This is a genomic window from Acinetobacter vivianii (genome assembly GCF_014635885.1).
GTDB classification, from domain to species: Bacteria; Pseudomonadota; Gammaproteobacteria; order Pseudomonadales; family Moraxellaceae; genus Acinetobacter; species Acinetobacter vivianii.
Window position 1 is genome coordinate 271,872 of the sequence record NZ_BMDR01000001.1, and the last position, 12,787, is coordinate 284,658.

Genomic DNA, 12,787 nt, shown 5'->3' on the forward strand with positions numbered 1-12,787 from the left:
TTATTTATGAATGCACTTCAACCTGTCTATCAACTGACGGACAGAACCATTTTACAAGACTTTGTCAATGCCTTACTGGTTGAGGCACTGATTCCTGAGCACTCTGTTGTGAATTCTTCAACAGCACAGGCCAAGCTGGATGGATTCGGTTTTGACTTGAAACAGCAATTTAACAACACGCTTGAGCAGCAGTACTTTGTACTGTTGCCTGAGCAACATTCACAATATGTTGTTATTTTTCCAGTACAGCAAGGCATTACACAACCGTGGTCTTTTGCGGCCGAGTCGGAAATTTTGCGAGTTGAAACAGGCAATCAGCAAACTCAAGTCCACTCGATTGAATTATTTGAACTGTTTGAATGTCTGCAACAGATCGGGTTGTTTCAACACTGTCAGACCGACAAACTTCAAATTTTTTCAGCGCAAATCCAGAAATGTTTGCAGCAATATCGTCTGCTACAACAGCATCAAGTCAATGCTCATGATCTGATTCATCAAAGCTCAGTACAGGTATTCCGTATTTTAGAGCAATATGCGGGTTATCGAGATCGTCCTTATCATCCGTTATCCAAGTTAAAGGAAGGATTGAGTCAGCAGGAATATTTGCAATATTGTCCTGAATTTGCCCAAGAACTGAATATTCACTGGGTTGCGGTGCATAAAGATAAAATGATGTTTGGTGCAGGTGTTGAGGATATTTTTACCCAACAACCTAGCCAGATTTTTATTAATCGTGCTGAACGCTATCAACTGAAACAGGAAATGTTCCAGCGCGGATTGAGTGAAACGCATATCGCCATGCCTATACATCCGTGGCAATTTCAGCATTTATTTCAGCAATTCTTTGCGGAAGATATCGCGGCGGGAATTTGTCAGCCCTTGAACTTTGTTTCAAAAGGCATGTATGCCAGTGCCTCGATGCGCAGTCTTTTGTCTAAGGAAATTCCACAAGAAAGCCTGAAATTGCCGATAGGCATTAAAGCGCTGGGTTCATTGCGTTTTCTTCCGATCGTGAAAATGATCAATGGAGAAAAAAACCAGAAGTTGCTACGCCAAGCTCAGCAAAAAGATCCGATTTTGCAGCAAAAATTATGGTTATGTGAGGAAACGCAATGGTGGTCTTATTTACCTGAAAAACAACAGGATCGAAGTGCGGACAATGAATGGCTCTTTGTAGAGAAGCCAACCCATCTGGCAGCCCAACGCCGCCATATTCCAGTTGAATTATTGCAGCAGCCTTATCAACTGATTCCGATGGCCAGTCTGGGACATACCATTTCAGGTCAACCTGCGGTTTTTGACTATATTTTACAGCTTCAACAGCTACAGAATGATGCTGCACAGGTTTTGGAGCAGTTTGCCAAATTATGTGCATGCTTCTTTGAGGTGAATTTACGTCTGTTCCGCTTGGGGCTGATGGGAGAAATTCATGGACAAAATCTATGTCTGGTACTTAAGAATGGTCAATTTGATGGCCTGATGTTTAGAGATCATGATTCACTGCGTATTTATCTGCCGTGGGTGCTGCAAAATGGTCTGGATGATCCAGATTATTTAAGCCCGCATGATTTCAGAAATACGCTTTATCATGATTCAGCCGAGGCCTTGCTGTTTTATATCCAGACGCTAGGAATTCAGGTCAATTTAGGTTGTATTGTCGAGACGCTGGCAAAGTATTATCAGATACCAGCAGATCAACTGTGGCAAGTACTGGCTGAACAATTGCAACAAGTTCTGGAAAAACTGGACTTCCAGCCTGAGATTCATAGTCAGTTGCAGGCCTTACTGTTTGAGTCACCCAACTGGCCTTATAAACAGTTGATTCGGCCTTTGCTTGAACAGGATACCCGTATTGGTAGCATGCCATCAGGAATCGGGGAAACCCGAAATCCACTTTGGCATGTTTTAGCTCAATCCGCGTAAATTGCAATGAATATGTGTCGCCATTTTCAAGCAGAGTTGGAAAGCTCTTTTTCAGTGCTGCAACAGCATCTGAAACTGGAAATACATTGTTCCAACCAGCAGGCAATCATGCTGGCAGACCTATTCGATGACTCGATTTGTCGGCAGGTGCTACAGGGTTTTGCGACACGTATTCATGCGAAGAATCAGAGATGTGCCACTTCACTTTTTATTAAATATTGGGCCACGCTGTGGATACTGCCTTTTTTGTACTGTCAGGCGGCATCGCTTCCTTTTGTAAAATGGCAGCCTTCGATCTTTATCGTAGAGCTACCTGAAACATGGAACTGGGAAAGACGACTGCAACTAGCTGATTCGGCAATGTATTCGTTTCAGGTGATGTCTCTACAAGAAATTGACGTCATATTGCTACAGTTCAATGATTTATTGCAGCAGATTGCCCGCGTTGGGCGCGTTTCTTATGCATTACTTTGGGAAAATGTCGCTGTGCGTGTGGTGCAGTTTTATCATGCTTTGGCTCAGCAGAATCTAAGCAAAGACATGCATACCCAGCTCCAACAGCAACGACAGTTGCTAAAAGCAAAATCGGCAAAAAGTTTTAACTTGCAGGAAAACCCTTTTTTAAAGCTGTGGAATAACTGGCATCCCGAATTCAATACCTATATGCGACAAAAGTGCTGCTTCTATTTTCAACTAGAGGAAGCAGGACAGGAGCTGTGTCGAAATTGCCCATTACAGCTAAAAAAATCAACCGAGATAAAATCATGAGTCAAGTTATCCAGCCAGAATTGCTGGTCGAAGCCTATAAAAAAATTGCAACCTCGACCATTGGTCATTTATTGGATTTAGGGCATGTCCCACAGATTTTCCCCATGTCACCTGAGCAACAATTGGTCGGTCTGGTTAGAACTGTTCGGCTGCAATCAAAGAATGCCAGTCAGTTACGACAGGTGTTGCTCAGTTGCCAACCCAATGAAGTATTGCTCATCGACGCTAGATATGATTTGCAACGTGCATGTTGGGGAGAGCAGAGAAGTGTGGCCGCGATTCATTGCGGATTAGCGGGAGTAGTAGTGCTAGGAGCTATCACCGACCGACAGGCTTTACTTAGACTCAAATTGCCTATTTTTGCTCAGTCAGTCAGTTGTTTAACCACACGAAATGAAGGCGATAGTCTCGTCGAAATGGATATTGGTATTGAATTGAACCAGTTTACGGTGCAATCAGGTGATCTGCTGATTGGTGATGCAGATGGTGTTTTTATCTTAAAACCAGAGACTGCCCATGACTATTTGGAACAGTTCCAGCAGCTCGAACAAGCAGAAAAATTGAAAAAAGACCATTTTTTTAAACAGCAGTGTCGAGATGAATACTATTTTTAATAAAAATCATTCTCATTAAAATTTAAATTTAGTATGATGGCCTGCCTTTTGGATATTTTTTGAGTGATATAAGGGCTCTGGAGAAAGAGAAAATGAAAGTCAATAATGAGTTTAGGGCAAAACAAGTACTGTTTAAAATGACGCCATGCTGCCTTGCGGTACTGGCAATGTTCGCTCAACATGTTTATGCAGAAGAAACTGTTTCAGCAAATGCGGCTGTAACGGCAGAGCCTACGCAGAAACCTGTTGCACAATTAGAGAAAATTGTGGTGACAGCGACGCGTACACCAAAAAATATTGCAGAAATTGCAGGGACTGTGCAGACCATTGACCGTAATCAAATTGCACAGCAAGCAACTGCGGGGCGTAAGGTTGCGGATGTTTTGGCGCAACTGGTTCCGTCGTTGGCACCAAGTAGTGGAACCACCAGTAACTATGGTCAGACCATGCGTGGCAGAAATGTGCTAGTTATGATTGATGGAGTATCTCAAACGGGTTCGCGTGATGTGTCACGTCAGCTCAATAGCATTAGCCCAAGCATGATTGAGCGTATTGAGATTATTTCTGGCGCAACCAGTATTTATGGTTCTGGTGCGACAGGCGGCATTATCAATATCATTACCAAACGTGCTGATACCTCAAAACCACTCAGCTTTGAAAGTAAAGTCGGTATCACATCTTCAGACACCTTCCGTGGGGATGGATTGGCTTATGAAGTTGGACAATCGGTTTCATTTAGTCAGGGAAATGTCGATGGTTTCCTTGGGGCGAACTTTACCAGTCGTGGTTCGCAGTTTGATGGTGACGGCGATCGTATTTCTCTAAGTCCTTGGCAAGGTAGTACCATGGACAGCGATACGATTGATGTCAATGGTCGTTTGAACTTCAATCTCACAGATCAACAAAGTCTGAGCTTTGGTGCGCAATACTATAAAGATAAACAAGATACAGATTACGGCCCAGATTATTCATATTTGCCGACTACAGCAACGAGTAATGATATGGGGACGCCAAGCTATAAAGCCATTAAAGGTTTGAAGCTGAGCAATCCATTATTTACTGAACGCTATGCAGTGAATTCGCAATACCAAAATCAAGATTTCTTAGGCCAGATATTGAATGTAGAAGCCTATTATCGTAATGAAAAATCAAGATTTTTCCCTTATGGTTTAACTACTAAAACAGTCAAAACTGTAAACCAGTCGCAATCTGAAATCGAAGTTGCAGGTTTACGTTCAACCATGCAATCTGACTTTAATATTGCAGACCGAGATCTGAAATTAACCTATGGTCTTGATTATGATTGGGAAAAAGACAAGCAATATATTGATATTCTCGCAACTGAATACCCTTATTTAGTCTACACCCCAACAGGTCAGCGTAAGGGCTATGGTCCAAATACTGAAATCCAAAATATTGGTGCTTTTGCTCAGGGTGATTATGCCATTAATGATCAGTTGAATATTCAGGCGGGTGTTCGCTACCAATATATCCAAGCGGATACTGATGCCTATATTCCGAGTCGTGAATCAACCATGGTTCCAGCGGGTTCAACCCATGATGATAAACCCCTGTTTAATTTAGGGGCTGTATATAAGCTAAATGATGCACAGCAAGTCTATGCGAACTTTTCACAAGGTTTCAGTTTCCCAGATGTGCAGCGCATGCTGCGTGATGTATCGACCTTTACCGTTTCAACCTCGAACTTGCAACCGATTACTGTAAATAGTTATGAATTGGGCTGGCGTTTAAATCAGGATGATGGTTTGAACCTTGGTTTAACAGGTTTCTATAATACTTCTGATAAAACTGTTCAGTTTAATAACCGAGCAGCTCAGATTGTAGATACCGACCAACGTGTCTATGGTGCGGAAGCAACGGCCAGTTATCCATTTATGGATCATTACAAGGTTGGTGGTACTTTAGGCTATACCCGTGGTCAATATAAAGACGCTGCAAACCAATGGCATGAGCTCAATTCACTTGCTGTCGCACCAGTAAAAGGTACCTTATTTGCTGAGTGGGAAAATGATGAAGGCTATGGTATTCGCGTACAGATGCAGGCAATTAAAGGGACCAATAAAGCCTATAATGATGATCGTGACTTAGCTGCGCGTGCCAACGCTAGTCAGGATGCTGAATTTAAAGCGGCTGTGAAAGCAGATGCCAATACCGCTGCAAAAATTAAAGGCTATGCAACTATGGATGTGTTAGGGCATGTTCCAGCTTGGAAAGGTCGTGTAGACTTTGGTGTATATAATGTTTGGGGACTTCAATACGAGACAGTATTTGCCCAGCAAGCAGCTGTTTCAAACGGGAATCCATTATTGGCGATCCCTGCTGAAGGTCGTACCTATGGCTTAAGTTATACCATCAGCTATTAATTAAAACAGAGGAAGAAATATCTGTGAAGATGCAGATATTTCTTCCTTTTTATTCTGTATTTTACAGGCTAAGGCAATACGGATGAGCCCCTCAGAAAAACAAGAGATCTTTCAGTTAAGCTATCGCAGAGTATTTTTTATCTGCTTGGCGGCTTATTGTTATAGTTCGTGGCTCAGTCTGGTTTTGGCGGATTGGTTGCCTTTTGCTAAAGCTGAAAATGTCTATTTCGCCGTCTTTCTCAGTTTTATCTTTTTTATCTTTTACGTGATATTGACCAGTGCAATTATGTCTAAATGCTGGTTCTGGATCATCCATGGCTTAGGTGTGTTATTACTGGCTGGCTACGGACTCATGCATAAGTGGGGATGAGTTAAGATGAACTTTCGTCAAATTCAGGCCATTCTGCATAGCTGGTTTGGCATTATTGTCTTATGGATCATCTTCTTTATTTTCTTAACCGGATCGATTGCGTATTTCCGTACTGAAATTAATGTCTGGGCGCAACCTGAGGCGATGAGTCAGATTCAAACGCTACCGACTACCCAAACCTCAGCTCAAACTGCGTTTAATTATTTAAACCAGCATGCCGCAGATGCAAAAAGATGGCGTGTGACCGTTGCAAATGAACACATGCCAGTCAATTTGCTACAATGGCAGGATCAGATAGGGAAACACCAACAATTACAGAATCCCATGACAGGGGAATTGCTTAATCCTGCACGACAGACTCTGGCAGGTGATTTCTTTTTTAAATTGCATTACACCCTCTATCCACTCCCTGGCAAGATTGGTAGTTTCATCGTTGCCATTGTTGCCCTGATCTTATTAATCAGTTTGATTACAGGCGTGATCACGCATAAAAAGATCATTAAAGAATTTTTTGTATTTCGTTCCTTTAAAGGCCAGCGTTCCTTGCTCGATCTGCATCATATAACGGGAGTGATTACATTTCCTTTTTATCTGGTGATGGCATTTACAGGGCTACTGATTTTATTTTATCTGGTGTTGCCGTGGGGACTATCCAAGCATTATGCCCAAGACGGTATACCCCAATTTTATAATGAGATGCAGTTTCTAAAGATGGCAAAACCGCAACCATCCTCATCTCAGAGCAATATGCAGCCATTGGAACGCTTTATTCAACAATTACCAGCGCAGGCACAAACAGGCGCAATACTCGATAAATTTGAAGTACAAAAACCGAATACACCAGATGCGATGATCACCTTTGACTATAATTATAAAAATATTATTACCTTAAATACCCCACAATATATTTTTGCTGCCAATACCGCCGAGCAGCTGGATCAACCTCGAAATTTAAGCGCAATAGCCCAGTTGGCTTCATCTTCTTATGGTATTCATCTGGGCTATTTTGCCTCTTACTGGATGCGTTTGATCTTGTCTGTTATGGGCATTATTGGATGTGTGATGTTGGCTGCAGGGGCATTGCTCTGGCAGAAAAAACGTATTAAAGCGCAGCATCGTTTCAGCTATAAACTGGTACAGCATCTCAACTTTTTTACTTTTCTCGGGTTGCCTTTTGCTTGTACGAGTTATTTATTGGCAGGACGACTGTTACCTGCAGTGTCCGAGCCAAGAAGTAGTTATGAAGTTTCGGCCTTTTACTTCACTTGGCTATTAAGTTTACTGATCAGTTTGATCCTGAATATCCGAGCGGCCATATTGTTATTACTGATAAGTACAGCTTTGATTCTTTTTCTCATTCCATTGAGTAGTTTCGTTGTGGTACCTGAGGCATCTTTGTGGCAGAGCATCATCCATTCGCGTTGGTCGCTGGCGGGGGTAGATTTGGCATTACTAACGATTGGAATACTTTATCTCGGCGCAATTTATTTTTATCTGAATAAGTTCAAGCTTGCAGGAGCTTTAAAATGAGTCTTGCAGCATTATTCTGGGCCTTGGCCGCATTTATACAAGCTTGCATCCTCAGCCAATACGGGCAGAAACAACTGCAATATACTTGGCTAAATGCCTCTCGGAAAAAGCTTTTATCTTTTTCTGGCCTAATATTTTTAGCATTCTCTTTTGTGTTGAATTATCTGTATGAAGGCAGCTCAGTTGGTCCACTGAGTTGGTTGTTTGTCATCTTGCCAGCAGCATTCTTTTTACAAGTGCTTGGTTTTTATCTGTTTAGAAAATATTTTATACAGATCTGGTGGGGCGCAATGTTAGCCGCACTTATCTTTACTTTGGTTGGTGGATTAAATTCATAAGGCATTTTACGGCTATTTGCTGTTTAGTGATCTTCGCCAGATGCAGTTCATTAACAAAAAACAAGAAAAAGAACGCTTTTTGTGTTAATAAAATTGATTATCATTATCATCTAATATTAAAGGCAAGGAATATCTTAATGCTTACACTGTCACAAAAACTTCCTGATTATTTTGAGTATTATGAAGATGGGACACAATATTATGTCCGCCAAGTCCAATATCCTCAGGATATTCCTTTATTACATCAATGGATGCATGAGCCACACGTAATTCCTCAATGGCAACTGAACAAGTCTGAACTTGAACTACAAGTTTATTTCGACAAAATGCTGGCCGATGACCATCAACGTTTAATGATTGTGGGTGTAGATGGCAAGGATGTGGGATATACCGAAATTTATGAAGGGAAACGTGATCGCTTAGGGCGTTATTACGACGGTGATGAGCACGATCTTGGCTGGCATTTGCTTTTTGGAGATAAATCCGTTTTTGGTAAAGGCTTTTTAAGACCGACCATCCGTTTATTGAGTTTTTATATTTTTGAGAATTCTGAAGCGAAAAAAATTGTAGGCGAACCAGACCATACCGTAAAACCTTATGCAGCCGTGGTGGCGGATCTGTGCTATGAGAGCCAGCGTTTAATTCCAATGCCCGAAAAAACGGCGATGTTGTATTACTGTTTTAGAGAAACATTTTACGACAAATTTGGCGAATATTATGCTGCTTCACAACAGCAATCTACCCAGCAGCAGTCTCAAGATTTAAGCCTGACTTAAACTGAATTTAAGATTTAGATTGAAGATAAGCCTCAACTTGTGTTGAGGTTTTTTTATATAGAAAACATCATTTTAAAAATAAATAATATATTGATATGTAAAATTAAAAAAAGGTTTTTGATTAACAAAATAACATATTGTTATTTACTGAATTTACGAATATCATAAATCGATTACGAATAAAGTAATTATAGATTGCAAAATTATATGTAAAGCAACATGGAGAAGGAATCACCATGAAAGAAGTTGCATTAAATGATTTAATCGACCAGCAGCGCGTTGGGCGTTATCAAAAATTTATTCTATTTACCTGCTTATTGCTGATGATCATGGATGGCTATGATATTCAGGCAATGGCTTATGCCGCGCCGATGATTATAGAAGCGTGGGGTGTCGAAAAAACCATGTTAGGCGTGGTGTTTAGCGCCAGTTTATTTGGATTGTTTGTTGGTTCATTTGTTTTAAGTTCACTGTCAGATCGGTTTGGTCGTCGTCCAATCTTATTGATCTCAACGTTAATATTTTCTGTACTGATGTTGTGGACACCGCATGTCGCTAATATTGAACAGCTCGCTGTTATACGTTTTATCACGGGCATTTTCTTAGGCGGTATCATGCCGAATGCCATGGCCTATAGCTCTGAAATTGTACCTAACAAATATCGTATTTTGACCATGATGGTGATTTCTTGTGGTTATACAGTCGGTGCCATGCTGGGGGGAGGAATTTCTGCATTACTTACGCCCATAGGCGGATGGCAGGCAATATTTTATTTTGGTGGCATTATTCCTCTGATCATTTTCTTTATTATGCTGTTTAAGCTACCAGAGTCATTGTATTTCTTAGGCGAAAACAAAAAGAATGAGAAAACGATTCTATTCTGGCTGAAGAAATTTTATCCAGCATTGGAACTCAACACATCAACTCAAATCATTGGCAATGTCGGCCCTAAAATCAAAAAGTCACCATTGGAGTTATTTAAAAATAAGCGGGCTTTTTTTACCTACTCGATCTGGGTGATCAGTATCTTAAATATGATCAGTCTGTATTTTCTCGCCAACTGGTTACCAACCTTATCGAAAGAGTCTGGCCTTTCTTTGAATCAGGCGCTGATGATTGGTTCAACGCTACAGTTGGGCGGTACCATTGGTAGTATCGTGATGGGGTTAAAAATTGACAAGATTGGTTTTTATAAGGTTTTAGTTCCAGTGTTTATAGTGGCTGCTGTTAGTGTTGCCTTGATTGGATATTCGGTCAGTCATATTGCCTTACTGTTTGTGGTTATCTTTATTGCGGGCTTTGCGATTGTTGGTGGGCAACCTGCCATTAATGCATTATCTGCAAGTTATTATCCAGTTTCATTGCGTACAACGGGCGTGGGCTGGAGTATTGGGATTGCCCGTTTAGGTTCAGTGATCGGGCCATTATTCGGTGGATATCTGGCTAAATCTTTGGTCATTACCCATTTATTTGTGATTGCAGCCATTCCATCTCTATGTGTGATTTTCATGTTGCTGGTGCAGGCCAAATATAGAGTAGATCTTTGAATTTCAAGGCCGCGTTCTGCGGCTTTTTTTTGCTATTTCATTCTATTACCGAAATGGGTACTCGATTTGATATCCATAAATAGTTAAAAATATTCTATTTTTCCACTTTATTTGTCTATTTCCTATTTAATTATAAGTCGGGTTTATTCTATATCATCAAAGTTGCTGATTAAAAATCAATCATTGTTTTGTTGGGGATGCAAGTAATCTTTACAAATTTAGTCAACTATAAGCTGAAAAAAACAACTTAAGGTTGTTTTTTAATCAAATTTATTTCATTTATTTACAGTCTAAATTTTGTCATGTTTTTTTAGTTAATCTAATAAGCGCAATAACAAAACAAAGGAGTAAAGATGCTGATTTTTCATGATTATCCTGTTCAGGGAGCGCTTTTTGATATGGATGGCACAATGTTTGATACTGAGCGGTTACGCTTTCAAACATTAAAACAGGCGTCCCAAGAACTCATTGGACAGGAATTTTCAGATGAATATTTAATGCAGTGTCTTGGACTCAGTGCAAAAACTGCTGAACAGCTTGCCCAAACTTTTTATGGTGAAGATGTTCCTTATCAAGCAATCCGAAAACGTGCTGATGAACTTGAACTGGAATCAGTTCGTCATAATGGTGTTCCGATCAAAAAGGGCCTGATTCAGGTGCTGGAACGTTTACGCAAGTCTGGTTTAAGAATGGCTGTCGCGACATCAAGCCGTCGGGCAATTGCCGAAGAATACCTGATCAATGCCAATGTCTATAAATTTTTTGATCTTCTGGTATGTGGTGACGAAGTCGAAAAAGGTAAACCACATCCTGAAATTTTTATTAAAGCGGCACAAAAATTAAATTTGCAGCCTCAACAATGTTTAATGTTTGAAGATTCTGAAAACGGGATCTGCTCAGCCTGTGATGCGGGCGGGATCACCATTTTATTTAAAGATATAAAAGAACCCAATGACAGTATGCTTACCAAAGCAAATTTCTATTATCAGGATATGTATGAGTGCTTGAATGCACTGGATCAATATATTCCTGAAATGGGAATGCCGCAGTTACAAGAACCATTTCCGCAAAGTATCAATCAACTGACCGTCGGGATTCATGGTTTTGGTGCCATAGGTGGTGGCTATATCGCACAGGTATTGTCACATTGGGATGGTTTTACCAGACCGAAGCGCATTCTCGCTTCAACCCGGAATCGCCTGTACTTGGAATCAGTCAATAGTTTTGGCAGCTACAGTATCCGTTATGGACAATCCTCGTATGATGAGCGGATTGAGAATCTGACCGTAATCGATGCAGACAATGAACAGCAGATGCTCGAGATGTATATGCATTCAAGTCTGATCGCGCTGTGTTTGCCTGAACAGGCCATTGCATCGGAAGCAAAAACAATTGCAAGAGGACTATTGGCGCGTTTTATGTCTCAAGATACGGAACAGCATGAGCCGATTACCTTTTTAATTATTCTCAATAAAGTCTGTGCAAAATATCTGGTACTGAAAAATATCCGTGAAGCCTTGCTTGAGATCACCGATGAGGATATTGCAGAGCATATTCTAAGTGAACACTATTTTTGCGATACCGTCGTTAACCGAATGGTGGCAAAGCTGACCGATCAAGCCTTATATCGCCAGTTAAATATCAAGCACCGCTTATTCAAACAATATCAATCCGATCTGAATGATGAAGCAATTGAGCTGTCAGATGAAACAGCGTTGACCGAGAAACAAGAACAGCAGATCACCAACTGTTTGGCGGATATGCGTGGTCAATTTCAGGCGGGTCAGTTTTTGCAGAATATGGATTTGATCTTGTTCCATAGTGAAACTGATATGCCGATTTATGTGGAAAATCGGAGCCCAATCCTCAATAAAATGCGCCAAATGATTCTGGTTGAGCAGATTTCTGATATTCAGATCATTAAAAACCGTTTGTGGAATGGCTGCCATGCCATGACCGCCTGGTATGCCAGTATGCATGGCCATGACATGATCGGGATTGCGTTAGCGGATGCCAAGATCAAGAAATATGTGGAGCAGGTGGTTGAGGAAGTAAAACTAGGTTTAGCGAATATTGTACCGAATCAGGCCAAAGAGCTAGATCGAATGGCGGAGAGTTTTCTACATTCTTGCCGCTCGGCCTATAAAGACACTTGTGAACGGGTGGCTCGCGATCCGCTGAGAAAACTAGGCTTCAATGAGCGCGTATTTGGCAGTCTGGAAAATCATATTCAGCAGCAATTGCCTTATCAAAAGATCCTGCAAGGCGCGATTTATGGCTATGTCTATGCATTAAGACAGCTTGAAATTGAGGAGCTGGAGATTGTTCAGCATATCCGTAAGAACGTGGAAATGATGGATCTCACCTCAACTCAAAAGAAAGCTTTATTAGATATGCTTTATCTGGGGATCCAGTCGGAAATGCAGGGAGAAACCTTCACTTACCATTTCGATGGATTTAAAGCCCCATCTGAGATGGTGTAGATCTTATCAGCATTGAATAACACAGCTTTAAATCGATAAAGTTGTGTTATCTCT

The 12,787-nt window shown here is 40.9% G+C and carries 10 protein-coding genes; all 10 read left to right on the forward strand.

Annotated features, from left to right (window positions below):
- The first annotated feature begins 6 nt into the window (after nucleotides 1-6).
- The 10 genes from IEV36_RS01285 to mtlD all read left to right on the forward strand — a co-directional run bounded on the left by IEV36_RS01285 (nucleotide 7) and on the right by mtlD (nucleotide 12,733).
- Nucleotides 7-1,923, forward strand: a complete 1,917-nt coding sequence (locus tag IEV36_RS01285) for an IucA/IucC family protein (RefSeq protein ID WP_005257394.1) — start codon at nucleotides 7-9, stop codon at nucleotides 1,921-1,923.
- A gap of 6 nt (nucleotides 1,924-1,929) precedes the next feature.
- Nucleotides 1,930-2,691: a (2Fe-2S)-binding protein gene (locus IEV36_RS01290; protein ID WP_032863882.1), complete on the forward strand. Its 762-nt coding sequence runs from the start codon at nucleotides 1,930-1,932 to the stop codon at nucleotides 2,689-2,691.
- Nucleotides 2,688-3,305 (forward strand): RraA family protein, encoded by a 618-nt coding sequence (locus IEV36_RS01295; RefSeq protein WP_005257396.1) that lies wholly within the window; start codon nucleotides 2,688-2,690, stop codon nucleotides 3,303-3,305. The genes IEV36_RS01290 and IEV36_RS01295 overlap by 4 nt, the downstream gene beginning before the upstream one ends.
- A gap of 92 nt (nucleotides 3,306-3,397) precedes the next feature.
- Nucleotides 3,398-5,689 (forward strand): TonB-dependent receptor, encoded by a 2,292-nt coding sequence (locus IEV36_RS01300; protein ID WP_005257397.1) that lies wholly within the window; start codon nucleotides 3,398-3,400, stop codon nucleotides 5,687-5,689.
- Nucleotides 5,690-5,771: 82 nt separating this feature from the next.
- A complete protein-coding gene (locus tag IEV36_RS01305) occupies nucleotides 5,772-6,059 on the forward strand; it encodes a hypothetical protein (protein ID WP_005257398.1) in 288 nt (95 codons plus the stop codon).
- 6 nt (nucleotides 6,060-6,065) lie between these two features.
- Nucleotides 6,066-7,589 carry a PepSY-associated TM helix domain-containing protein gene (locus tag IEV36_RS01310; protein ID WP_005257399.1) on the forward strand — a complete coding sequence of 508 codons (1,524 nt, stop codon included), beginning with the start codon at nucleotides 6,066-6,068 and terminating at the stop codon, nucleotides 7,587-7,589.
- Nucleotides 7,586-7,927, forward strand: coding sequence for a hypothetical protein (locus tag IEV36_RS01315; RefSeq protein WP_005257400.1), 342 nt, complete (start codon nucleotides 7,586-7,588; stop codon nucleotides 7,925-7,927). The genes IEV36_RS01310 and IEV36_RS01315 overlap by 4 nt, the downstream gene beginning before the upstream one ends.
- Nucleotides 7,928-8,064: 137 nt before the next feature.
- On the forward strand, nucleotides 8,065-8,703 hold the full coding sequence (locus IEV36_RS01320; RefSeq protein WP_005257401.1) for a GNAT family N-acetyltransferase: 639 nt from the start codon (nucleotides 8,065-8,067) through the stop codon (nucleotides 8,701-8,703).
- Between the two features lie 236 nt (nucleotides 8,704-8,939).
- A complete protein-coding gene (locus tag IEV36_RS01325; protein WP_005257403.1) occupies nucleotides 8,940-10,250 on the forward strand; it encodes an MFS transporter in 1,311 nt (436 codons plus the stop codon).
- A gap of 353 nt (nucleotides 10,251-10,603) precedes the next feature.
- Nucleotides 10,604-12,733: a bifunctional mannitol-1-phosphate dehydrogenase/phosphatase gene (gene mtlD, locus IEV36_RS01330; protein ID WP_005257405.1), complete on the forward strand. Its 2,130-nt coding sequence runs from the start codon at nucleotides 10,604-10,606 to the stop codon at nucleotides 12,731-12,733.
- Nucleotides 12,734-12,787: the final 54 nt, after the last annotated feature.

Bases quoted from the DNA above. Each gene is read 5' to 3' on its own strand.
- IEV36_RS01285 (WP_005257394.1), top strand. From the start codon at position 7: ATGAATGCACTTCAACCTGTCTATCAACTGACGGACAGAACCATTTTA.
- IEV36_RS01290 (WP_032863882.1), top strand. From the start codon at position 1,930: ATGAATATGTGTCGCCATTTTCAAGCAGAGTTGGAAAGCTCTTTTTCA.
- IEV36_RS01295 (WP_005257396.1), top strand. From the start codon at position 2,688: ATGAGTCAAGTTATCCAGCCAGAATTGCTGGTCGAAGCCTATAAAAAA.
- IEV36_RS01300 (WP_005257397.1), top strand. From the start codon at position 3,398: ATGAAAGTCAATAATGAGTTTAGGGCAAAACAAGTACTGTTTAAAATG.
- IEV36_RS01305 (WP_005257398.1), top strand. From the start codon at position 5,772: ATGAGCCCCTCAGAAAAACAAGAGATCTTTCAGTTAAGCTATCGCAGA.
- IEV36_RS01310 (WP_005257399.1), top strand. From the start codon at position 6,066: ATGAACTTTCGTCAAATTCAGGCCATTCTGCATAGCTGGTTTGGCATT.
- IEV36_RS01315 (WP_005257400.1), top strand. From the start codon at position 7,586: ATGAGTCTTGCAGCATTATTCTGGGCCTTGGCCGCATTTATACAAGCT.
- IEV36_RS01320 (WP_005257401.1), top strand. From the start codon at position 8,065: ATGCTTACACTGTCACAAAAACTTCCTGATTATTTTGAGTATTATGAA.
- IEV36_RS01325 (WP_005257403.1), top strand. From the start codon at position 8,940: ATGAAAGAAGTTGCATTAAATGATTTAATCGACCAGCAGCGCGTTGGG.
- mtlD (WP_005257405.1), top strand. From the start codon at position 10,604: ATGCTGATTTTTCATGATTATCCTGTTCAGGGAGCGCTTTTTGATATG.